Below are 23,478 nucleotides of genomic sequence, written 5' to 3'. Positions count from 1 at the left end.
CCACATGCTAAAAAAGACCGCACAGGTTTTAACCTTTCTCAGCCTTCTTTCCTTTGTCGCCTGTGTGACAGTGAACATATATTTTCCGGCAGCCAAGGTAGAACGGGCCGCCGAGGATATTGTGGAAGATGTCTACGGGACCAACCCCGGGCAGGAAGGCAAGGATGACCAGTCCGCTCTTGAAAATTTTCTTGCCTTGTTCAGCCCTCAGGAGGCCCATGCCCAGGTCAGCAAGGCGGAAATAGACAAAAAATCCAACTCGGCAATACGGGGCTTGAAACAAACTATCGCCGCCGATCACAAGAAACTGGTGCCCTACTACAATTCCGGCAACATAGGCATTACAAAGGACGGCTATCTGCAGATAATCAGCAAAAACGGTCTGAACATCAAGCAGACCGCCGAACTGCGCCGACTTGTCGCACAGGATAATGACACCCGCGACCAGCTTTATACTGAAGTGGCCGCTTCCATGAATATCCCCGGAAGTGAACTTGAAAAAGTAAAAGCCATATTTGCACAGGAATGGCAGCAACGCGCCCCTTCAGGCTGGTTTATCCAGGCAAAAAGCGGCAAGTGGACTAAAAAATAGCACGAAAAAAAGCCCTCGAACGAAAAAGTCCGAGGGCTTTTAACTTAATCAAAAACAGAAGACTAGAAATTAACTTTAACCTGCTCGGAATCTCCGTCACGGGCGGTGATTTCACCGATCTTCCATGAATTAATTTTCATTCCGGACAGTCTGTTAAGCACATCTTCTTCACGGTCTTTAGCTACAACGAGGATGTAACCGATACCGGTATTGAAAATCTGCAGCATTTCAGGCCAGCTCAGATCACCCTGTTCCTTGAGCCAGTTGAATACAGGGGATACTTCCCATGAATTAAAGTTGATTTCCGCGGTAACCTGCTTGGGCAGGATGCGGGGCAGGTTATCGTAAAAACCGCCGCCGGTAACATGAACCATACCCTTGATCTCAATGTCGCGGGAAAGGTTATGAACCGCATCAACGTAGATCCGGGTGGGGGTCAGCAGTGCTTCGCCGATTTTCTGGTCAGTGCCGGGCAGCAGATCATCTGCCTTCAGGCCGGACTCATCAAACAGTTTACGCACCAGTGAATAACCATTGGAATGTATGCCGGAAGATTCCAGACCGATGATTGAATCCCCGATTGTGATGGAAGATCCGTCAACGATTTTGGCGTTATCCACCATACCTACACAAAAACCGGAAAGGTCATACTCGCCGTCAGCGTAGAATCCGGGCATTTCTGCGGTTTCACCGCCGAGCAGCGCGCATCCGGACTGCTTACAGCCTTCCACAACACCCGCGATGACTTCTTCAGCCACACCGGACTCCAATTTGCCGGTTGCGAAATAGTCAAGGAAGAACAGGGGTTTTGCACCCTGAACGAGAATATCGTTTACGCTCATTGCCACAAGGTCGATACCGATAGTATCATGCTTGTTCACAGCAAAAGCGAGTTTAAGTTTGGTTCCCACACCGTCGGCTCCTGCCACCAGTACGGGCTCTTCCATCTGGGTCAGGTCAAGCTTGAACAGCCCGCCGAACCCGCCAATATCTGTGACCACACCTTTGGTGAAGGTGGAACCCACCATACCTTTAATGCGGCCTATAAAATCATTGGCCGCATCAATGTCAACACCGGCGGCCTTGTATGCATCAGAACGACTTGCCATATTATTTCTCCTAACAGTCTCTAAGAACGGACTGTATATGCTGAATCCCGCATAAGTTCAAGGAACAACATCACCCATTTTCCACAACCGGAAAAAGAAAAGGTCCGTTGTTTGCACAGGACCAAATATGAGTTTATACTATGCCACGGAGAAAAACCATGTACAAGAAAACTTTGCTCACGGCTTTGATTATTCTGGGAGTCCTCCTGTGCGGCAATGCCTTTGCGGGGACTAAATTCATAAACAAGGACACCGCCAAGGACCGCAAACCTATCAGAATGGGGACAGGAGGAGACAACAACCAAGTTACTATTCAATCGGACAATGATTCCAATACGATACGAGTAAAACCAAAACAGGAAGACGAAGAAAAGGAATCCCGGCAGGTAGGTCCCATTTTCGTGGTTCCTGAAATAAAACCCTGATCTAAAATCAAGGAACAGCATGCTTCATCCGGCCAGACTCTGGAAAACCCTCAACGATGGTAAGCTGCAATGCCGCCTGTGCAGCCATTTCTGTATAATCGACAAAAATGAACACGGAAAATGCGGGGTGCGGCAAAATGTTGACGGCCAACTGCTGACCCGCACCTATGAACTGGTTGCAGCCATTAACGTGGACCCGGTTGAGAAAAAACCGCTTTACCACTTCCTGCCCGGCACCAGCACTTTTTCATTGGGTACGCAGGGATGCAATTTCGCTTGCACATTCTGCCAAAATGCATCCCTTTCCCAGCATCCCAAAACAGGCCGGGAAATCACCGGGCAGAAAGTAACCCCGGAAATTCTGGTAGAAGCGGCAATAAGTCATAACTGTGCCTCCATATCCTATACCTATTCCGAGCCGACCATATTTTTCGAGTTGATGCAGGACACCGCCCGCCTAGCCCAAGCCAAGGGGCTTAAAAACGTCATTGTCTCAAACGGATTCCAAAGCCCGGGCTGCATTGATGAACTGACCGGCTTAATTGATGCCGCCAATATCGACCTCAAAGCCTTCAATGATGATTTCTACCGCGATGTCTGCGGCGGCCGTCTGAGTCCTGTCCTCGACAATCTCAAGCACATGAAAAAAAACGACTGGTGGGTGGAGGTTACGACCCTGCTCATACCCGGCAAAAACGATTCTCAGGACGAGCTGAACCAGTTGGCCGCTTTCATCTCCGAAGAGCTTGGCACAGAAGTTCCGTGGCATATTTCACGTTTCCATCCGGACTACAAACTGCAGGATTGCCCGGTTACCCCCATGCAAGCCTTGCAAAGGGCCCGCAAAACGGGAAGAGATGCCGGTCTGGAATACGTTTACATCGGCAATGTTCCCGGAGAGGAAAACACATCAACATTCTGCCCTTCCTGCAAGGAGGAGGTTATTAAAAGATTAGGTTTTGATGTCAGAAAGACAGCCCTGCAAGAAGGAATGTGCAAGTATTGTGGATGTAAAATTAGCGGGGTATTTTGAATAGTTAAACAATATATAAGACCGGAGAACGAATAAAAAACGGAAAAATTGCATTTAGTTCTTGCCAACCAAATACAATTCAAGTATTTCCCCTTTCTGCACGAAACAAGTCGGAGCATGGCGCAGTCTGGTAGCGCGCTTGCTTTGGGAGCAAGATGCCGGGGGTTCAAATCCTCCTGCTCCGACCATCATAAAAATCCAAGTAAAAGGACCATTTAGCATATAGCTGATTGGTCCTTTTATTTTTGGGTAGTCAACATTTTTGGTGAACCTTGGGTTGACCAAAGTGTTGGAGAAAAGTGTTTAAGACACTGTAATAAGGATATTTAATGGAGTATGAGCGGAAGACCCCCATCCCCTAATTACAGGTCCACCTCTAACACTCTCCTGCAAGATATCCTGCTTCCCTTAAACACCAACTGAGACATGGTGTCCGGTTTAACGCTAATTTTTGGATTGTCTGGATAAAAGAAAAGGAGCACCATTTCTGATGCTCCCATTACCGCATGCAATAGGCGGTCAATTTAATCTGTTCTGATTTCAGCAGCTATCCAATGTCCGGCAGGTATTGCAAAGCCTTGGCAGTATCGCCCGGAATGACATGCCCGTACACGTCCAGAGTCATCTTCGCCGAAGAATGCCCCATGAGCTGCGCCACGGTGTTTACTGGAGCACCACCGGATAACAGGCTGGTGCAGTACCAGTGGCGAAGATCGTACAAAACAATCTTCTCATTGAGTTTCAGCTTTCTACGAACCCTTCTGAAACTATTACCAAGAGACTTAACAGGACGCCCCTTGTACTCGACCAGAAACCCTGATTCACTAGTCTTCTGCTTCTCCTTAAGCTTCTCCAAAAACTCCGGCTTCAGCGGCAGTACCCTGTAGCTGTTAGTCTTCTTGGCGAACACCCGTATGGAAGATTGCTTCCAGTTGATGTCGCTATACTTCATGGAAAGAAGCTCGCTTTCACCAGTACGCACACCGGTATTGCACAAAATATCAATCGCAAATGCCAGATGCTCACTAGCCTCGGCTTTGATAAGCTTGATTGTCTCCATATCAATGTTCAGAGGCTTCTTGGGATACTTCTTCCCCTTCAGAAACTGCAACGGATTCTTATCAATGAGTCCCCGTTCCTCTGCCCACTTGAACATGGTCTTGAGATAGCGAGCATACTTACCACGGGTTCTTGGAGATGCTTCTTTGAATTTCTTCTTCAGCAAATTGACGATGAAACTCTGGGTCAAGCGACTGATAGGAATCTGTGACAGCTCTTCAGTCAGATTGTTATCCAGAAGAACACTCCAATCCTTTCTCCACTGCTTCCATCCGTCAGCAGCAACATCATCAAAGTACTGGACAGCAAGGTCGTCAAAATACTCAATCTTCTTCTGGTCTTCCGGGAACACCAAGACTTCAGTTTTAGCGAGGTCCTTTTTCGCCTTGATCTCTGCATCTAGGCGTTCTGCTTCAAGGCGACCAGCTTCACCTTTGCCACAGGTATGGTTCACCTGCTTACCATTTTCACGATAACGGACAAACCAAGTACCGTTCTTACGTTGATGTGTACTCATATTACTCCTACATATTCACTTTTTTGATCTTCCTAGTCCTTGTGGGAACAGATGCTTCACAAAAGGAGTTCGGGTTGCTCATCCAACGATCAAGGTCAGACACAGCGAAACGATTATTGTTCGGCCCGCGTCTGGGTATTTGATATTTTTTCACCAGACCCCGAAAATGATCATAGGAATAGTCCGCATATTCTGCGGCTGCCTGAGTTGTCATGTATGGTCCCTCTGGGGTGTAATTTTCGCTCATGACTCTAGTTATAGCAGCCTCAATTTTCCATGTATAGCTTTTTAAATTGAGCACTTATAGTCATTTTGAGTATTAGCTATGATTCATCATCTAATCATATACACCTCAAACACTTCTCAAACACACTTCTACTTGAACAGCTTCAATTTCGTTATGAACTAGCACCCCAAAAAACGACACTCAAAACTTAATTCTGATCATTAACCAATTAAAATAAAAGACATCTAACTATTTAAAACTTACGATTCTCAACCCAAACACTTTCTTGTTCTGCTAAAATGTCATTTTGATAAATTATCTTCTGATTACACCAAAAGACTAGGAGCACCTGCAAAACTGGTATGCAGATGCTCCTACGAGCCAGTCTAGATGTTGTTCAGCAGAATCTCCTCCACTTCAGAATTTTGGACGCCTATATAAATTTGGGTCGTTCGAGGACTAAAGTGGTTAAGACGTTTGCTTAATAATTCCCATGGGATACCGAATTCAACCCGCTGCTGATAGCAGAAAGTTTTCCGTAAGCTATGTGCGCCATAATTTCCCTTCAAGTTAATTGCACTGGTCCATTCTTTCATGAGCCCTGTGACTCTGTAGGTGGTGATGGGGTAGTTTTTGCCTTTGCGACTCATGAATAGGAATTGACCTTCATGTGGCTGGCAATGCTCTAGATAGTTCTGAAAGGATTTTGCGATTTCTTTGTTGATGATAATGACATTCTGTTTTCCGGTTTTCTTCTCAGTGACCACGATCCGGTCACCGACCTTTTGGTCCAGCATATCCTTAACGCGCAATGTCAGAATATCCTGCGTTCTCAGCCCTGAGTTAATGCCCATCACGAACAGCAGCAGATTCCGGGGATGGTCCTGCAACAGCCGCTTGATGTTCTTAATGTCCTTCTTCGACCGGATAGGCTCTACTCGCATTTCTCCTCCTTTAATGTACGAAATTGTTTTTAAAATGGTAAAACCAAACATTCAAAACGGCACGGATGAAACTGAATTTTCAGCTTCGCCTGTAAACCGTTCAAGTTCGTAGATTTTTTTGGATTGAACACCTAAATGTACGATTTTCCTAAAAAACGTACTTTGGTTCGGTGGATACCAATATCTCTATTGGTTCAAAGTAGATGACGAGGCTGACGGTGCAGAAGACTTGCCGTTCAAAAGAGCTAAGAACGTAAAAAAGAAAAGACTGCCCATGAAGAGCAGCCTTCTTCAGATAATGCCCAATTATACTTTTCTTCGTATGAATACGATTAAAGCAGACTTAAGCATTTCACGGGTCAATGGTGATCTAACTATCCGCAAAAGTATTTGAATGACTTTTACTTTTAGCATCTTCCATAGCACCTCCAATGTTAAAGATGTAGCTACACTGGTCAACATTGGTACTATATATCTTTATAATATGTTACTAAATATAATTCTAAGCAGACTAATCAACATAATAAAAAGAAATAGTTCTTTATTCTCATTCATCAGACTCAGTACAGACTATAAAAAATGCCCAAATGCTTTATTAGATAGTGGCGAAAAGAATAGGGGGAGGTGGTGGGAAGATGGTAAATATAATATATATAATTGGTAATTAATATATTAATAATATACGATATACACAAAATTCAATTTATATATCATATATATAAAGTAATTAACGATACATTATAACACTAAAGTTAATAGGTATTATTGATTAGACTTTTATATAATATAGATATTATTTATTGTCATTGATGATGGTTTTATAGTTATTTAAAGTTGATTGTCCAAGACCAGTGATATTGTGGATCTTTTTTCGTGTTACTTTTTCTCCGTTTGCTTTCAAGGTTGTAATAGCATTCAATATTTTATGACGAGTTTTATTAACCTGCTGACGATTTGTGTAGTGAGCACCAATGGACTGACGATGTTTACGTTCCTGCTCAAGCTCATCTTCCGGCAGATCATATCCAATGGAGCCTAAATTCATCGCTCCACGGTTATACATATACTGCTTGAAATTGGGATCATTTTTCTTATTCCAAGTCCAGTTGCTAATCGATTTGATGACACTGTAAGCTTCTGTGATGGTTAATTCATGATCACTTTCAATAAGCTTAGCTGTGTTATGATAAAAATCTAAGACAAGTTTTTCAACGGCAGCACGGAAGTCTTCAAAGGTCGAATAGTTCTTCACCATACGGTACGCGATCTTCCGGCAGTGATGAAACATTAGCTTCTCACGACCTTCGCAGATTTCATCATCAGGCAAAACGAACTCTTTATGCTCATACGGAATATATTCTGACAACTCTTGAAGATCGTATTGAATATCTCTCCAGTGAACTTTCCAGTGCGGATTAAACGGATTGTTTATCGCATGTCCTGTGTATCCAGTATCACCGTCAAGAACTGCATCCAAACCTTTCTTGACGTTGTGATAGAACCGGATAGCTTTCTGGCTTATCCAACTGGCACTATTCCCATTTGCTAATGGAAACAGTACAGGACTCTTGAGTTCAAACATGTACTTGGCATGAGTGTTCTCTGGATTAATTATGGTAATGGTCGGTTCCAGCATGACTTCATCCATCCATCTGGCACCGGCCATTTCATAGTCCAAATCCAAACATATATATTTCCGTTTCTGATTTGGAAGTTGAATAAATCTGTACGTCAGAGCTTGATCTTTTCCGTAAATATACCACGGACCTTTCTTGTCATCAGCAGCTCTGGGACGTGGACTTAAATGTCTATACAAACGTTCTTCTGGCCCAACTATTTTCATGGGATTCCTCCTGTTCTGGATTTATCCCATTTATATCTTTAACTAATTGTATTATTAAAAGAGTTCAACGCAGAACGGTCATCAGGCTGAGGCATGTTGAATCAGAATCGTCCAGAAGCATTTTCAGGATGAGCTAGTCTGATTCAGGATTGTCCAGAAGCATTTTCAGAATGAGCTGGTCTTGTACTTTGAGGATGTGGCAAATTTTTAAAGATATAATAGATACGTAGCAATCGAAAAGCTGTGGGCGGTAACGGCAAGACCGATGAATGACCTGTTGGTTCTGCCGTTACCAATTACATAATCAAGACCTAAAACGTAAAAAGGTGAGGAAGATCGAAAAAATTCTTCCCCACCAGATAATATTACCACTCGTTGAATTTCACTCCAGCTTTGATTTGCTCTTCAGTCAGAACCTTTTCAAGCTGGCAGTAGTAGTAACAATTCGCAAGCATCCTTGAAATTGGGTCTGAATACAGCGTTCCAATATTCAAACCCAGCGGATCAAGAATCTTCTTTTGATATTCAGCAAGTATTGCAGAGCCTTCTTTATGGTCATCAATAAAATCTTCAACAGGATTACCAGCATCATCGTGAGACAGAAAGGAAAATGTGATCTCCTTCTTAGTGCTCTGCTGTTCGGAAAGAAACACAACTCTTCCACAACTGGCCCATTGTGCAAATGAAGATGCATCACAAGACCATATCTTCAAACCTGTCAGATTCTTGTAGCTACCGACTCCGAATAGATGAATCTTGTAGCCTGCCGCATACAAGCGATCGATAGCTTTTTCCAACTTCTTACGTTCTTTTTGGACTTTGGCTTGAGTTGAACCAATTGCTATGTATTCATACCCCTTAGCTTCTTTAATATCGATGTAATAGCCAATTTCATCATCATCCAGACTGTGAATGACTGGAACAGGATTCAAGCCTTGATCTTCAAGATATTTCTGATTCTTCAGGTTGGTTGCGATGGCCTTATCATCGAACTCTTCAGTGCCTTCATCCATGAAGACTTCATCGAAATTCATATAGAAGCGAAACTTACTGCCAATGCGCATCAAGGACTTTGCATAAATTTTGACATTGCTCTTGTGTTTCAATGTCCCTTGGGTCAAACCCCAGACTCCTGAATCTAAGATATGATCTTCTGTTTGAACCAAGCCAGATTCTAAAAGTCTTAGTGTTTCAGGTCCATCTGTTCTATAAGAACGCAAGGCATTGACCCTCAGATCAGGAGCAAGAATACGAAGCTCTGAGACAATTGCCGTTGTAATAGAACTTTGAAAAAAACGCATATTAAACTCCTAATTCAGTACGTTTCATATCAAGCAGTTTATTCACAACCCCAGCACATTTATCAAGACTATCAATAGTTACCTTTTTCAAATAATCATCAGCATTTTCAATGACCATTGAACCCACAAAAGATAATTTGTTAATAAGGGTTGCTAGTTCTCTTCTTTTTGACTTTACGTTACGAGTGCAATGAGTAGTTGCTTTAACAGTTTCAAAGTCAATATAGTTGTATAATGAAACGGCAGGATTATTAGACTTTTCAAGTCTCTTAATAAATGCACCATCAAATTCAACTTCACATTCAACTGCATCAACAATCTGTTCAAATTTTATTTTATTCTTCAGGTTGCCAATCTTATTGGCCCAGATGATGTATCCATTTACCAGAGTATTAAAGTGCTCAAAATCATCTGGATGATATGGATCAATTGTGTAACTTATATTTTTCACAATTTCTTTGAATGGATCAGGTTGTTTTGATCTCTTTGTTGCTTGAGTTAAAGCTGAGATTCTTTTCCAGCCTAGAAAGAAATAGTTTTCAATCCCTATAATGCTTGCAGCTTTCATGCGAATATTTCTTTCATGTTCATTCATATCGAAATGCTCCATTGCATAGAACCTCCATTTGCCATGACCAATCAACTGTTTGGCCTTGAGTAATATCTTTCCAGATAAGACACTCAGGATTGCTTTCGCAATATCATCAATAAGTGCAGTTCTACCCAGACTCTGTTCAATCTCAGTGAAGACCTCAGACAATGAGGCCAGTAGAGATTGTTCATCAAGATCACTTGAAACCAGCTCATCAACTCTGCCTTCGAGGCCATTGTTAATCACATGCTTCAAGATCTTTTCCGCTACAGGTACATAATCCATGACTTCTCCTATTTTTTGCTCATACTCGATTCATTTCCAAAAAAAAGTCAGTCATTACAAACAATTAAATCAGAACTGATTAAGATGACCACTTTTGTCTCAAGTTGCTTAAATTGCTTACTTTTTTTGAATGATGAATGGCGATGTATGATAAGATGTTTTTTCTCAAGCCAACTGAGCTGGCTTACACGTACGTCATATCCATATTAAAATTTTTAAAATAAAATGAGGTACGGCATGAAACAAGTATTTCATACTGTATGAGATAGCCAAAACTACGCACCGTGAACAATAATCAACGCAAGAAAAAACACTGTGCGTTGTCACTGCTGCGGGTTCGTCATGGCTAAAAAAATATCGAGATAAGGATGGATTCTATAAGAAGGAAGGACTACCCCAAAGGGTTATTAGTCTGGAGATTCATCAGCGATACGCCAGAGTCCATCTCTGGACCAGTCTGAATTGTCCATGCGGATAGTTTTGAAATAACTGTCATGCAATTTTTTGATGGGGTCCATCAAATTTGGCTGGTAGACATTCTCGCACGTTCAGCTTCAGGGTACCACTGCTGCAAAAATAGAAAACGGAGCCACAACATATTATTTGCTGTGACTCCATTTCGTTAAGCTTCACTGGCTTCTTCAGGTGCTTCAGTTCCGCTTTCGCCTTTATGATCGGTAACAGCATCATCTGCCGGGTCCTCGGCACCGCCTGCGGAAATCATTTCAAGAATGATCTTTCCATCTTCAACTTCAACGGTAAACTCTGAGCCTACCGGGAAGTCTCCGAGACTCTCCAGCTTCTTAGCAGATAGTTTCAGGCCATACTTACCGATTCTGATTGTACTGCTGGAACGCGAATACAATTCCGGTAGTGTCCGTAGCTGGTTATCAGTCACGCTGAGGCGCATAAGATGTTGCCTCAAACTCTGTAGAGAGCTAAGGCCCAGCTTCTGCTTGGCAGTTGCAGCGTCCACGTTATTCTCACACATCTGCCGCAGCAGGGTCGGATTGTAACGGGACTCTGTGAAACCTTTCTTCGCCTTAACTTCTACATTTTCATTCTGCTTTTTAGCCATACTAGCCTCCTGATGTTTTAAATATAATATCTTTAGATTTCAGGAGAAAAGCACGTACCAGCTCTAGATAAAATATACTTCCAAATCGTACATTCCAAGTTTCCAAGGTTTTAATTTCAGGGGATAACCAAACCATCATAAAAATTTTAAAATGCGCAGGAAGGGGCTGTTTTGTGCGAAGGATTTTAATGGACGCTGGAGCAGGAGCTGGCGGTGGGGTCGGGCCGGGGATTTGGATCTAGGAAACTGGACAGTGGCCCTGATTCAGTGAAGCTGCCGTTATCATGAACACCACAGAAACCGGAATAGCCAACCATCTATTAAGCAGTAACAGCCGAGGTCCCGGACGATTCACGAAGAGCAAACAGGCCAGCCAACCTGCCGTTCAATACAATAAAACAAATGGCTTCTCCCAAAACATCCAAGTTCTGGGAGATCACCATACCATTAGCTAAAGCCAAACAATTTAGCCACTACATAACCGACCAGAATGATAGCACCAATTTTGAACAGATACAGAATATTGGAGCCAACCGAAAGCTTCTCTCCACAATTATAACAATTCTTCTGTTTCAACAGGTTTTCAGCACCACACTTGTGACATGTCTTGGTATCCATAAACACCTCCTTTTATTGATTATATATCTATTATTTGGTATTCGAAAACAACACGCCTCTGTGACAAAACATTTCCGAAAATACAAACTAAAAGCGTTTTTCATGATCAAATACTAGGATATAGTTTATAGCAACCAACCTAAATATAGTCTATAGATTATTTTTAAAGTCAATTACTAAACTATATCTTACATTAAAACCGAGCAAACAGCCGAGGTCCCAAACAAGTCAGAAAACTAAGCAAGACCATTTTCAAATTTTCACATATAGGGGAAAAGTGGAGTTGTTCTTCAAGACCAGTCTGCTCTACCCGCCAATCAGCTGCATAGCCATCTTCGGTAGACTATTGGCTTGGGCCAGCATAGCAGTAGCGGATTGAGTTAAAATTTGTCGGCGCACGAACTCGGTCATTTCTGTTGCCACATCAACATCGGATATTCTGGATTCGGATGCTTGTAAGTTCTCGGCCTGAATGGATAGGTTGGTTATCGTATTCTCCAGCCGATTCTGCATGGCTCCCAGATGAGCTCTGATCTTATCTTTCTTGATCATGGCATCATCAATTACTTCCAGAGCATTTTGAGCACGTTCTTGGGTATTCACGCCAGTTGATGAAATGCCCAATGAATCTGTAGTCGCTGAACCGATACCGACACCATAATAGTCTTCTGCGCTGTCGTTACCCGGCCCGAAGTGGACTAGAAGGTCCTGCTCTTCTGTCGCAAATTCATGATCCCCTTCAGGAGTATAGTTGTTTAATTGCTCAACGCCTTCTTCATCCAGAGCTTTTGTGTAGAATCTCAAGTCGTCAAAGCTTCCGGTTGTTCTGGCTGCTTGTCGCCGGTCAGTAGGGCTATGACTCCAATAGTTTCTAGCAATTGCATTCTCCGTTGGGCGAAGAACTGCTGGTGTTCCAACTGGTGTCACAGTGCTGGTTTGAGCAACGAGTTCACCATTCTGATATGCGCTGAAATGGTCTGCATCTAAAACCATCGTGTGCTGAACCCATTGCCCCCTATCTGCGTTATCGAATGGAACTGTCAGCGTATTGTTGCCTATCTTGTACTGGAGGTTGCCCCCATCCCGGTGCATATGAACAAAACCACCGTTAAACGTCACATAGGAATTCTGAAAAGGACTGACAATATTCTCTTCATTGACCCAGATTGATAGAGTCGCTTCGTTTCCAAAAGTCGTCCAATCAACTTCTGGGAGCGATACCGAATTATTAACAACCCGAACGGCACTACTCCCTTCCGGTCCGCTCCCTGTAAACGATGCTGTTGTTAACGGCGAGGAAACTTCGCCATGTTCGCCAGTATATGTCCCATTAAAGGTGAAATGCATAAAGTCGTCAGACAGATATTCCGGCACGAGATATTCAGAACTTATCCCACCTTTAAGTAAATAAATGCCATTGAAGTCGGTTGCTTTTGCGATCCTATCAATCTCAGCTTTCATAGCCTGAAACTCTGAGTCGATTATCTGTCGCTGATCAGCATTGTACGTACCCGTTGCAGCCTGTGTAGCCAGCTCCTTCAACCGGATCAGCTTTTCATCAATGACCTGCAATGCTCCATCGGCAGTCTGGATCATGGATACCGCATCGTTGGCATTTCTGATCCCTTGGTTAATTGACCTAATATCTGAGCGCATCAACTCACGCACAGCAAGGCCAGCTGCATCATCTGCTGCTGTTCCTACTCGCAGTCCTGAAGACAGTCTCCGTACTGATGTACCCAACTCTACATAGTGGGTACTCAGATTACGGGCAGCACTACCCGCCATCAGATTATGATTTATGGTCAAGCTCATTCTTTATCCACTCCAGCTACACAGGAAATAATTTCCTTGCTCACACTCCAATTCCAGTTCCAGAAAGCTCATCAAACCAACGAAAAACAACGCTTCAGTCGACATCTTAGGTCGAAACATCGTCTATAGTTGATGTTTATCTGCAAAAAGAAGTCCATACTTTATTTTTAAACTCAGTATTCTCGTCTATCCTTTAGGTTTACATCTGGAGGATACAATGAACGACTTGCAAAGCGTATTTGGTGAACATTTGAAATCGTTGAGAAAATCTCAAGGACTGACACAGGACAAGCTTGCTGAACTGTGCGGAATATCTGTGCAGTATTTAGGAGATGTAGAGCGTGGGAAGGCCAATGCGACCATCAATGTTCTGGGAAAAATAGGACTGGCACTTGGTGTATCAGTAGCCGAGCTGTTTGATACCGCAGAGTTCCAGTTGTCCACAGAAGACCTACGAAAACTCATGAGCGACTATATTTCCAAAGCTGACAATAACACCCTGCGCCAGCTTTACGGTATCACTCGGATCATTTCTCGGTAGTTACTGAGACAACCAGCCCCAAATCCCCAAAAATAACACAGAACGCTTTTCCGTCCTGTTTATTCATTTTACCCGCGAGCTAATCATCATCCGGCAGCATCAGAGTAATACAGGGCTTCATATCATCGTCTGGCCCGCACTGGCAGATCACTTCTACTTCTTCAAGGGTCCTCGGCTGTGACTGCATTAAAAATAAGACCTGAAAGCTTATCCTGCTCTGGTCCAGCTTATCCTGCATCGCCAACAAGCACATGGTTAATAGATCGTGAAGCCTACCAGTAACGGACTGCCCTTCGCCTTCAAGTCCGCTTGGTGGAGTGATGTATTTCGCATACAGGTTCAGCGACACCGCTACTGAAACCTTGAATCCGGTCTGTTTAGCCTGTTCGGTCACATCGATTAAATTTCCATCTTCGATTGCTTGTTTCCGAGTATACGAAAAGAGTACGTTGAACAGTGAATCGTCAAGTCCGTGCATCAGTAAATCTCCTTCAATTTCATATTGTTAAATAATCATGAAAATTGAAGGTTATCCTGATTAGTTTGATTTGGTCACGAGGGGCTGGTGATTTTTTGGGTGATTCTGTGGATCAGGTTGGAGGGAATAATGTTAAAATATGGACACCCTACGAAAAAAGTTTTTTGTTTGCCAGAACAATGAACTAAAATCCAAATAAACTTATGGCAGAAAAAACAAGATGACATAGTCCTTTAAATCTCCTACAAAAATAGCCATGAACCAGTATCTTGCAAACCTTCACTTAACACAAGAGACAGCTCCTCCAGGGCTCGAAAAGGTGTCAAATTCACCATCGACTTTATTGCCGCTTGACGAACAAATAGCTATTCGTCAAGCGTATTTTTTGTGCTCGAATATTGACTACATTTTCTTTAGAAGATTTTCTGATGGTCGTTCATCTCAAGTTGCTGCATATGTCGTCGTAAATGCAGATGAAACTTTTTCGCAAGATCAGATTAAAGATTTGCATCACGAACTGTGGCTGAGTGGCGCAACCCCCCTGCTGTATGTTGACTGGAACAACCACGTTGACATATTTTCCTGTGCTGCTGGAAAAACAGTAACGAACAAAAATGAATGGAAATATTCTCCCGCTGAACGAATCGAAATAATTGGTGATATTGCAACAGGATTAGATCAATGTCAGTTTGACCAGTATTCATCATACCGGCTTGCGGATGGAACCTTTTGGGAAGACAAACGTAATCTTCATTTAATAGATCGTGATAATGCTGCACATAAAGTCTTGATCGATAAAGTTAAGATGGCGGATAGAAAACTAGAAGGTTCAAAAAATCCTGCAGCTCGTCGCCTTTTACTCTTAACGCTTCTTATTAAATACCTCGAAGACAGGGGAGTTTTCCCCTCTGCATTTCGTAATTGGTTTTCAACATATCACGAAAACGCTACATCCTTTTTAGACGTATTAAAATCTGCAAACGTTGATAGTGTTCGAAAGATGTTTCTGGCATTACAAAATAAATTCAATGGGGACATCTTCACTCTTGATCAAGACGCAATGGTAATTGACGAGAGCACACTTCGCAAACTGGCAGAAGTCGTTGAAGCAAACTATGACTCGAAGGGCCAACTCTACTTCTGGGACATATATTCTTTCAAACACATCCCGGTAGAAGTTTTGAGTCACATATATCAATATTTTGCAGACAAAGACAATGGAGCTGTGTTTACGCCACCATTTCTTGTCAATTTGCTTTTAGATCAGATTTTGCCTCTAAAAAATATTCAAGGCGATGAGACTGTTCTTGATCCAACATGTGGATCAGGTGTTTTCCTTGTGGCTGCATTTCGAAGGCTCATTTATGCTTGGCTTTCTAAAAATAATTGGAAAAGACCTACGCCACAAATACTAAAGAAGCTTTTAAAAAATACAATTTTTGGGATTGAAATCCAAGAAGAAGCAGTGCATTTAACAGCCTTTAGTTTAGCTTTGGCTATTTGCGATGCCCTTCAACCTGAAATCATATGGAATGATCTGCGTTTTGATACAATGATAGAGCAGAATTTATTCGTAGGCGATTTCGCCCATGCGATTTCTCGAGCAATTCAAAAGACGTCAGGTGCTAAAGGGTTCGATGTCATCATAGGCAACCCTCCATTTAAATCTAAAATGACCACTGCCATGCGCCAATCGTTAGAGAGCATGGAGTCCATTCCAGACAAACAAATTGCTTACTACATTTTGAAACGATGCTGTCAGTCATATTTAGCTAAGTCAGGAAAAGCCTGCCTAATTCAACCGGCTGGTGTGCTTTATAACGAGAAAACTCAACAGTTTCGTGCAGAACTTTTTGAATCGGTCCAAATCGATACCGTTTTAGATTTTGTTTCAATTAGAGGTTTATTTGAAGGAGCAGATCCTAAGATTGTCGCTTTATTAGTTACTTCAAAAAATCCCGATGAAGATCACAGGATAAAGCACTGGACGTTTCGTAGAACACAGACAGCAAAAGGACGCATCAGTTTTGAGCTTGATTATTATGACCATCATTATGTATCATTGGACGATGCTCGTAGCATTCATTGGATATGGAGAGCAAATTTGCTTGGTGGAGGACGAGCCCTTAATCTAGCCAAAAAATTAAGTCAGTTACCAACACTATCAGATGAAGTTGCTAGGATAGGTTGTAAATTAGGCGAAGGGTATATTGCAGGTGATAAAAAAGCCAAACATCATGCAAGTTGGCTTACAGGAAAACAATTACTTGAAACAACAACGTTTAAATCAGACGCAATTGATCCGTGTTTACTTAGTACCGTAAAGGCAAAGTTGTTCGACACACCATATTCTGAAGAAAGATTTCGTGGCCCACTTGTCTTAATCAAAGAGAACGCAAATCTGCCTTGCGCTTATTGGGATGAAGGGGCTTTGGCTTACAAAGACAAAATTATTGGAATCTATGGACAACCGCAACATTCTGCTCAGTTGCAACAATTCCGCAATTTTTTTATTTCTAACCGAAGGAAACTAAAAGCTAGCTGTTTCCTTTTGGGTTCTCAAATTCTTGTAGGTAAAGCCACCGCTCCTCTTATGAGTGAAATCTGCCGACTACCATGGCCAGTAGACAATGAATGGGCTTTGGCTCCGTGGGAAGAAGAAATCATTCATGATATAAATGACTACCTTGCAGAATATGTACGCCGCGGACAGACTTCAAAATTATTAACTTCTAGTGTAGATAAAACCGCACTGAATACTTACCAAGCAACATTTCTGAGAGTGCTAAGAAGTGTCTTTCCAAAAGTCTCTGTATGTGGGAGTGAAGCATCTAACGGACTCCTGTTTCAAGCATTTTCTTTTGAAGGAAATGCCACTAAGAAATTAATTGATGATGGTTGGTCTGAAAAAATAAAATCAGCAATTTTCAAGTCGCATAGCGAAACATTTTATACAACTCGTATCATTCGTCTATATGATGAAGACATGCTCATCTTTATAAAGCCAGACCGTCTTCGTTATTGGATACGCTCAACAGCACTGAAGGACGCAGACGATGTCTTAAGTGATGTTTTGGACGGAGACCACTAGCATGATTGAGTTGAATGCAAAAGTAGGTAAACCTCCCTCCTATCTAAAAAACCTCCTAATAAATCGGGTAATAGACTTTGTGTACAGCAGTCTTTCTCTTTGGCGGGATGACTTAGAAAGAGATAAGACTGTTGAAGCTGAAGAGTTGTTGAATGAGCAGTTCTGCACTTTTCTGAATGCAGAAGCTGCTGGTGAGGAGGCTTTTCTTTTTCATCACGAGCAACATCAAGCATCCCGACGCCGAGTTGATATGGCTGCAAAGCCAACAAAACAGCTCATTTCTGCCGGGACTTATCACTCAAAGTATGAAGTTATAACCACATTTGAAGCTAAACGACTTCCAGCTCCTTCATCGTCTAGAAAACGCGAGTATGTAACAGGCGAGGACAAAGCTTCCGGTGGTATTCAGCGATATAAATTGAGACTTCACGGTGCTGATCAAAACGTAGCAGGGATGATTGGCTATGTTCAGCGAGACAGCTTTTTGCATTTTCATAATACAATAAATGGATACATTGACGAATTAACAACAACCTCCAGTGACCTTGCGTGGTCTGCTGATGAAAAGTTGTCAAAACTTGAGAGCGACGTTGACAAAAGGACTGCTCGAATAAAATCTGAACACTTAAGAACAAATGATTCAATTATTACTTTACACCATTTATGGGTAGATATGCAGGAAAACTAGGCAAAGAAACTCAATACGAGGAACTCGTTCACACATTATTTTTCTATTTCTTCAAATACGATAAATACGGTTTTCATAAAATCACGAGCCCCAGAATCAGTGAGAAAAATTGACCACTATTCCGGTCAACATTTTGGTGAACCAAAGAGGTTCAACACCCCTATAACACCACTGAAAAAATGTTGACCAAGCAAAATAAAGCTCAATTATTTCAACTGTTATAGCAATTTTACCATGCTTTGGGAGCAAGATGCCGGGGGTTCAAATCCTCCTGCTCCGACCACTTAAAAATCCAAGTAAAAGGACCATTTAGCGTATAGCTGATTGGTCCTTTTATTTTTTGGATGTCAACATTCTGGTGAACCTCTGGTTGACCAAAGTGTTGGAGGAAAGTGATTAAGGTACTATAATAATGGTGTTTAAGAAATGTTGGAAGGGACAATATCTTGGTTGATAATCAATAAAGCACGCAAATCATAATTGTATGATCATTGGGCCTAAACCGTAACAATTTCAGCTAAATCATGAAGAGGACCAACCTCAACAAATATCCTTTCCAATTTGTCTACGTTCTCCGGCGGCAACCAGATCAAACGATGTTCTGATTGATACCAATACCTAAAATGCTTATAGCCTAATGGATCTACGTCTTTACTGGGATACTCAAGGGGATCATAATATGAAATCATTTGATAACCATCAGCCCACCCGCACCGAACCGAAAGGACTGCATCTAATATCTTCTCAATAAAAATCTTAGGTTCAGTAACTACCAAGCATGCATCACATTCAAAATCAGTGAACAAACGACTTTGTAACAAGTCGCTACCACACCAGACATAATAATTCGTTTCAATTATTGAACGATATTCAATTGGTCCGATTGGCTGTATAGACTCCCCTTTTGAACCATCCCCGTTTAAAACATTAATCTCTACACCATGAGAAGAAACCAAATTTTTCCGTTCCAATTCATTATCTTTCACGGCAATATTTAAGGATTCATCATCATAATATGATGCTGGAGAAACTAAGAAAGAACCTCTATCGAGCATGTCTTGAACATGCTCTTTTTTTCCATACTTGACCAATATTCTACCAGAATATTGTTGAGATATAGCTTCAAGCTGTTCATCTAACAGGATTGAATTTTCATCAACAACATGTGGAATATCAAAAATTTTTGAGCCAGCAATTACTACTTTACGCCTTTTAAACTCTTGCATAGTTTGTTCAAGCAATAGGGTAAATCTAGTTCCCCCACGAGGAGAGAGTAAAACAGGCTTTCCATTTCTTATCTGACGACCAAAATTCATCAAAAGGTCATCCAAACGAGCTTCCAATGCCTCCAAAGAAAGATGCCCTATGTGTGGAAGATTATACCTAGTTTGCCAGTAGTCTATCTCACTTTTACTATCCATCTTATTAACTCATATTCAGTATGCGTAAACATATTATTTATTAGAGGAGGGAGAAATATTCTCCCTCCAACTTTATGCTGATGCTGGCACAAAGTCCTGTAGACCATGTTCAAGTTTTAGTTTCATCTCCTCAAAACGACCTCGATATTTTTTTATATCAAGCCATTTATCGACAGTGCTTATCAACCTGTTGACAGTGATTGCAGAAACCGTAAACTTAAATAAATCAGGGTCCGACAGTATTGCACTCAATATGTCTATTTCAATCATTATAATTACCTATTTTTTATTAGTTAATTCCAAAAATAGCCTTCAGAATAAAGAAGGCTAAGACAAGCTCATTAAAAACATCTAGCTTGAGCAAGGATTGGATTTACTAACATCAAGGCAGACACATCAAATGCCCCTAAAATTTACTCCTTAAAATATCACAGTCAAGGCTTAATTATTTTTAATTAAATTAAAGCAAGCACTATAAATCTGGCCCCAGCTACACCCTCCAAACTTTGACAATCCTTGTATCCATCCTTATATTTACCTCAACAAAGGAGGAACCATGCACATTTCACTTACTCCCGAACTGGAAGCGCAGGTTAAAAGCAAAGTCCAATCCGGACATTACAATAATGCCAGCGAAGTTATCCGCGAAGCTTTAAGGTTTATGATCACCAACGAAGACCTTGTAAATATGATGAAAATCGAAGCCATGCAAAAAAAGCTGGCTGTAGGCGAAGAGCAGGCCAAAAGCGGTAATTTCACAGATTCCACCATCCCGGACATCATCAAAGAAGCAAAACTCGAAAGCGATGCGTAAAATCCGCTTTACCCCTGCTGCCAAGGAGCACCTGAAAGACATATGGAAATACAGTTTCGAAACATGGGGTGAAGCCAAGGCGGATTCATATCTCATGGATATAGAAACACGACTGAAAAGTTTACTCGCAAATCCTGAACTTGGACGAAGCAGACCGGAAATTAAACCCGGATATCATTCTATCTCAGTAAACAAGCATGTTGTCTTTTACCTGATCAGCCAAACTCATATTGATATCATCGGCGTGCTGCACCAGAGGATGGACATTAAATCTAATTTGCCCACAGAATAGTTTATTCGACATCACAATTTGAAAACCAGCATCATCAAGGGTGCATGAAATTTAAAATCAGCACCCCAAATTCAGGTCAACATTTTGGTGAACCAAAGAGGTTCAACACCCCTATAACACCACTGAAAAAATGTTGACCAATAAAAATAAAGTTTAATTATTTCAAGGACTATGGTGTAAACTTCGTTCTTTGGGAGCAAGATGCCGGGGGTTCAAATCCTCCTGCTCCGACCAGTAAATTCAAGCCCTTACGTTATACTTTACGTAAGGGCTTTTTCGTTGTTGGGGACTCAATTGGGGACTTTTTGAAAAATGTGAAACAAAACGAGGTGAGATTGCCTAAGTATCGATGTAGGCCACACCACAATTTTAATACATATTTTCAGACATATAGACTCAAGCTACATTTTCTACCCAAATACATTATTACCATCAGCACACTTGGCAGGAAAGCAAGACGCCCCCATAATAAAAAGCCAGCCTCCGGGGAGACTGGCTTTGAGCTATTTTATTTAAAGTTCAAATCTTCTTCAAGATTAATCAAGACAATAGGTGCCCCGGGAGACAATGCTTCACGATAAATAACCCATAAACCGGAAGCAATAATAGCCAGCTCCTTGTACGTAACCCCATCAGCAATATATGCAGATTCGACATGGACCAATGTTCTCAACTTTCCCAAGATAACTTTTTTGCTGTACTTTACAATTTTACAATCAATACTGACTTCTACACCATTTGACTTTCCATTCTGGGTCCATTGCTGTTTTTCAAAATCAGCAAGAACACCCTCTTCGCCTTTGAATGTAAGGCTTCTGCCAACTATTCTCGGCCCATCAGCCCTCAAGGTATAATTATTAACGATATCCTTCTCTCCTTTCATAATCTTAATTACATCTGCCGGATATTTGGACAAATTAATACCATTCAGCTGTATCTTCCTAGCGGGCAACCTTGTTCTTTCCTCAATATAAAAGACACCATCAGAAACAGAACTACAGAAACGACTAGTAATACTGCCATCTTGCCCTTTTAAGGTAAGGGACTGCCCCATCGGTGGGCCTAAGAACATGGTAGCATTACGATCTAAATCTTCAGCCCCAAAGGCAATATCAGTTAGAACAAACAGCAAACACAATAAAAAACTACCTTTTAGGAATCGGGACACCTTCACCAGTCCATGGGTTTGTCGTTGATCCCACATCTCCATCTCCTGCATCTACTCCCCCAGTAAATCTAAACGCAGGTACAGTGCGCACCTCCATTTTCCTTACGATTCGTGTTTCTTCTTTTTCCGACAACTGTTCCACCGGTCCATCGCCGACTTCCCGAATTTTTTTCACCGTGCGTCCTTCTTCAGCAAGATATTTCCTGTGCCATGTAGCGAGCCCGGTATTTGCTGTTAAATCAGAAAAATGAACACGAACAAGTTCGTAAGTTAAGGTTTTAAGCTCTTTAATAAACTTCCATTCAGAGCACTCTTTCCACCTAGTAAATTCAATCTGCTGGCATTTACAATTGGGATGAGGTCGTTCTGTTGCCGGAGTTTCAAACACTTCTCCATTCTTTTTTACACAAGTATCACACGCTCCCTCATTCGCTTTCCATATATAATAAATTTTAACATCTTCTCTTCTAGGAGTTGTTCCCCAAATTCCACCAGCCTCCAATCCCATTGCATCATTAAAATTGATCGGATCATCCAGACAATACCCATAAACATCTACATCACCACCGCCATACCCAAGCGGATCTTGGGCAGTGAAACGCCCTACTTCAGGATCATACTCCCGAAAACCGAAATGAACCAACCCGGTATCCTTATCATTAAGTCCGGAGGCAAAACCTAGCGGCAGATGAAATTGTTTGTATGTATCTGTTAATATATTTCCAAACGAATCATAGATAATTTTCTTTAGCTCATTTCCTTGATCATCAGCAACCATAAAAACTGATCCGACTTGATCCCTCGCTAAATAATACGTCTTCCCTTCAAAGACCGCGACGATCTGGCTTGCTTCTTCATCATGATTGAAGGTCCACTTATTCTTACCCTTACTGTCAGTAATTGCTTCAAGTGTGCTGAAATCTTTCCATTTATACTTTTCAACAATCTTACCGTTAATTTTCTTAGCAATGCGCACACCACGTTTATCACAAACGTATTCAATGATCCGACCACCAGGCAGAATAACCTTACAGAGTTGACCATTGGACAGGCATTCGTATTGACTTATCAACATGCGAGGCCTAATTAATGAATAGGAAAATAAAGGAGGAGGAAGTCATGGCAAATTGTCTTGATGTTGCAGCATATATTTTAGAGCAAAAAAAAGAACTCACCACGATAAAACTGCAAAAACTTGTATATTATAGTCAAGCTTGGTCATTAGTTTGGGATGAAGCACCGCTTTTCGCCGAACCAATACAAGCTTGGGCGAATGGTCCTGTTGTGCCTTCTCTGTTTGCTAAACACAGAGGACAATTTAAGATAAATCTCATAGAAGATGGAAATTCTTCCAATCTATCCGCTGACGAGAAAGAAACTATAGACTCCGTTTTAAAAACATACGGAGACAAAAGTGCTCAATGGTTAGTAGCTTTGACTCACTTAGAAAAACCTTGGCTCGACGCAAGGGCAGGATGCCCTGATGGTTCTTCTTGTAATACGGAAATTACTCAAAGCGCTATGGCTGAATACTATAGTGGTCTTTAG

General features: G+C 41.7%; 22 protein-coding genes, 1 tRNA gene and 3 pseudogenes. 10 read left to right on the top strand and 16 right to left on the bottom strand.

What is annotated here, in order from left to right:
- The first annotated feature begins 4 nt into the window (after positions 1 to 4).
- A complete protein-coding gene (locus tag ACKU41_RS15755) occupies positions 5 to 592 on the top strand; it encodes a DUF1318 domain-containing protein (RefSeq protein WP_321402140.1) in 588 nt (195 codons plus the stop codon).
- A gap of 62 nt (positions 593 to 654) precedes the next feature.
- Here ACKU41_RS15755 and purM read toward each other — a convergent pair whose 3' ends face one another.
- Entirely contained in the window at positions 655 to 1,701 is a 1,047-nt protein-coding gene (purM, locus tag ACKU41_RS15750) for a phosphoribosylformylglycinamidine cyclo-ligase (protein WP_321402138.1), read from the bottom strand.
- A 158-nt stretch (positions 1,702 to 1,859) separates the two neighbouring features.
- On the opposite strand from purM, the gene ACKU41_RS15745 reads away from it, so the two are divergent.
- The 3 genes from ACKU41_RS15745 (at position 1,860) to ACKU41_RS15735 (ending at position 3,347) form a co-directional block, all read left to right on the top strand.
- Positions 1,860 to 2,126 (top strand): hypothetical protein, encoded by a 267-nt coding sequence (locus ACKU41_RS15745; RefSeq protein ID WP_321402137.1) that lies wholly within the window; start codon positions 1,860 to 1,862, stop codon positions 2,124 to 2,126.
- 19 nt (positions 2,127 to 2,145) lie between these two features.
- Positions 2,146 to 3,159, top strand: a complete 1,014-nt coding sequence (amrS, locus tag ACKU41_RS15740; RefSeq protein ID WP_321402134.1) for an AmmeMemoRadiSam system radical SAM enzyme — start codon at positions 2,146 to 2,148, stop codon at positions 3,157 to 3,159.
- Between the two features lie 111 nt (positions 3,160 to 3,270).
- Positions 3,271 to 3,347, top strand: a tRNA-Pro gene (locus tag ACKU41_RS15735).
- 359 nt (positions 3,348 to 3,706) lie between these two features.
- Here ACKU41_RS15735 and ACKU41_RS15730 read toward each other — a convergent pair.
- The 10 genes and pseudogenes from ACKU41_RS15730 to ACKU41_RS15685 all read right to left on the bottom strand — a co-directional run.
- Positions 3,707 to 4,735 carry a site-specific integrase gene (locus tag ACKU41_RS15730; RefSeq protein ID WP_321402132.1) on the bottom strand — a complete coding sequence of 343 codons (1,029 nt, stop codon included), beginning with the start codon at positions 4,733 to 4,735 and terminating at the stop codon, positions 3,707 to 3,709.
- A gap of 612 nt (positions 4,736 to 5,347) precedes the next feature.
- The gene (locus tag ACKU41_RS15725; RefSeq protein WP_321402131.1) at positions 5,348 to 5,905 is read right to left on the bottom strand and encodes a tyrosine-type recombinase/integrase; all 558 of its coding nucleotides are present in this window, start codon (positions 5,903 to 5,905) and stop codon (positions 5,348 to 5,350) included.
- 793 nt (positions 5,906 to 6,698) lie between these two features.
- Positions 6,699 to 7,748, bottom strand: coding sequence for a replication initiation protein (locus tag ACKU41_RS15720; RefSeq protein WP_321402129.1), 1,050 nt, complete (start codon positions 7,746 to 7,748; stop codon positions 6,699 to 6,701).
- Between the two features lie 365 nt (positions 7,749 to 8,113).
- Positions 8,114 to 9,049, bottom strand: coding sequence for a hypothetical protein (locus ACKU41_RS15715; RefSeq protein WP_321402127.1), 936 nt, complete (start codon positions 9,047 to 9,049; stop codon positions 8,114 to 8,116).
- A 1-nt stretch (position 9,050) separates the two neighbouring features.
- Positions 9,051 to 9,926 carry a hypothetical protein gene (locus ACKU41_RS15710; RefSeq protein ID WP_321402125.1) on the bottom strand — a complete coding sequence of 292 codons (876 nt, stop codon included), beginning with the start codon at positions 9,924 to 9,926 and terminating at the stop codon, positions 9,051 to 9,053.
- A 622-nt stretch (positions 9,927 to 10,548) separates the two neighbouring features.
- A complete protein-coding gene (locus ACKU41_RS15705; RefSeq protein WP_321402122.1) occupies positions 10,549 to 11,004 on the bottom strand; it encodes a hypothetical protein in 456 nt (151 codons plus the stop codon).
- Positions 11,005 to 11,451: 447 nt separating this feature from the next.
- A complete protein-coding gene (locus ACKU41_RS15700; RefSeq protein ID WP_321402120.1) occupies positions 11,452 to 11,622 on the bottom strand; it encodes a hypothetical protein in 171 nt (56 codons plus the stop codon).
- A 306-nt stretch (positions 11,623 to 11,928) separates the two neighbouring features.
- A pseudogene (locus ACKU41_RS15695) lies at positions 11,929 to 12,408 on the bottom strand (flagellin); the annotation flags it as partial.
- 42 nt (positions 12,409 to 12,450) lie between these two features.
- Positions 12,451 to 12,792: pseudogene (locus tag ACKU41_RS15690) on the bottom strand (LamG-like jellyroll fold domain-containing protein); the annotation flags it as partial.
- Positions 12,793 to 13,008: 216 nt separating this feature from the next.
- A pseudogene (locus ACKU41_RS15685) lies at positions 13,009 to 13,437 on the bottom strand (flagellin); the annotation flags it as partial.
- Positions 13,438 to 13,654: 217 nt separating this feature from the next.
- On the opposite strand from ACKU41_RS15685, the gene ACKU41_RS15680 reads away from it, so the two are divergent.
- The gene (locus ACKU41_RS15680; RefSeq protein ID WP_321402118.1) at positions 13,655 to 13,978 is read left to right on the top strand and encodes a helix-turn-helix transcriptional regulator; all 324 of its coding nucleotides are present in this window, start codon (positions 13,655 to 13,657) and stop codon (positions 13,976 to 13,978) included.
- Between the two features lie 79 nt (positions 13,979 to 14,057).
- Here the strand turns inward: ACKU41_RS15680 and ACKU41_RS15675 are convergent, their stop codons facing one another.
- Complete coding sequence (locus tag ACKU41_RS15675; RefSeq protein WP_321402116.1) at positions 14,058 to 14,456, bottom strand: DUF6573 family protein; 399 nt, start codon at positions 14,454 to 14,456, stop codon at positions 14,058 to 14,060.
- Positions 14,457 to 14,712: 256 nt separating this feature from the next.
- Here ACKU41_RS15675 and ACKU41_RS15670 point away from each other — a divergent pair, with 256 nt between their 5' ends.
- Positions 14,713 to 17,547 carry an N-6 DNA methylase gene (locus ACKU41_RS15670; RefSeq protein WP_321402114.1) on the top strand — a complete coding sequence of 945 codons (2,835 nt, stop codon included), beginning with the start codon at positions 14,713 to 14,715 and terminating at the stop codon, positions 17,545 to 17,547.
- A 1-nt stretch (position 17,548) separates the two neighbouring features.
- Positions 17,549 to 18,235 (top strand): hypothetical protein, encoded by a 687-nt coding sequence (locus tag ACKU41_RS15665; RefSeq protein WP_321402112.1) that lies wholly within the window; start codon positions 17,549 to 17,551, stop codon positions 18,233 to 18,235.
- A gap of 497 nt (positions 18,236 to 18,732) precedes the next feature.
- On the opposite strand, the gene ACKU41_RS15660 is transcribed toward ACKU41_RS15665, so the two are convergent.
- Both ACKU41_RS15660 and ACKU41_RS15655 read right to left on the bottom strand, forming a co-directional pair.
- Positions 18,733 to 19,656, bottom strand: coding sequence for a hypothetical protein (locus ACKU41_RS15660; protein WP_321402110.1), 924 nt, complete (start codon positions 19,654 to 19,656; stop codon positions 18,733 to 18,735).
- A gap of 72 nt (positions 19,657 to 19,728) precedes the next feature.
- Positions 19,729 to 19,926 (bottom strand): hypothetical protein, encoded by a 198-nt coding sequence (locus ACKU41_RS15655; RefSeq protein WP_321402109.1) that lies wholly within the window; start codon positions 19,924 to 19,926, stop codon positions 19,729 to 19,731.
- Positions 19,927 to 20,212: 286 nt separating this feature from the next.
- Between ACKU41_RS15655 and ACKU41_RS15650 the strand changes: the two genes are divergently transcribed.
- Both ACKU41_RS15650 and ACKU41_RS15645 read left to right on the top strand, forming a co-directional pair.
- Positions 20,213 to 20,470, top strand: coding sequence for a type II toxin-antitoxin system ParD family antitoxin (locus ACKU41_RS15650; protein WP_321402106.1), 258 nt, complete (start codon positions 20,213 to 20,215; stop codon positions 20,468 to 20,470).
- Positions 20,463 to 20,762 carry a type II toxin-antitoxin system RelE/ParE family toxin gene (locus tag ACKU41_RS15645; RefSeq protein WP_321402105.1) on the top strand — a complete coding sequence of 100 codons (300 nt, stop codon included), beginning with the start codon at positions 20,463 to 20,465 and terminating at the stop codon, positions 20,760 to 20,762. The genes ACKU41_RS15650 and ACKU41_RS15645 overlap by 8 nt, the downstream gene beginning before the upstream one ends.
- A gap of 508 nt (positions 20,763 to 21,270) precedes the next feature.
- Here the strand turns inward: ACKU41_RS15645 and ACKU41_RS15640 are convergent.
- A complete protein-coding gene (locus tag ACKU41_RS15640) occupies positions 21,271 to 21,966 on the bottom strand; it encodes a hypothetical protein (RefSeq protein WP_321402103.1) in 696 nt (231 codons plus the stop codon).
- Positions 21,908 to 23,005 carry an RHS repeat-associated core domain-containing protein gene (locus ACKU41_RS15635; RefSeq protein WP_321402101.1) on the bottom strand — a complete coding sequence of 366 codons (1,098 nt, stop codon included), beginning with the start codon at positions 23,003 to 23,005 and terminating at the stop codon, positions 21,908 to 21,910. The genes ACKU41_RS15640 and ACKU41_RS15635 overlap by 59 nt, the downstream gene beginning before the upstream one ends.
- 44 nt (positions 23,006 to 23,049) lie before the next feature.
- On the opposite strand from ACKU41_RS15635, the gene ACKU41_RS15630 reads away from it, so the two are divergent.
- Positions 23,050 to 23,478 carry a type II toxin-antitoxin system antitoxin SocA domain-containing protein gene (locus ACKU41_RS15630; protein WP_319778404.1) on the top strand — a complete coding sequence of 143 codons (429 nt, stop codon included), beginning with the start codon at positions 23,050 to 23,052 and terminating at the stop codon, positions 23,476 to 23,478.

The sequence above is a fragment of the Maridesulfovibrio sp. genome (assembly GCF_963678865.1).
In the GTDB taxonomy this organism is placed as follows: Bacteria; Desulfobacterota; Desulfovibrionia; order Desulfovibrionales; family Desulfovibrionaceae; genus Maridesulfovibrio.
Note: the sequence above shows the minus strand (reverse complement) of the source record. Positions and strands in the feature narration are given on the sequence as shown.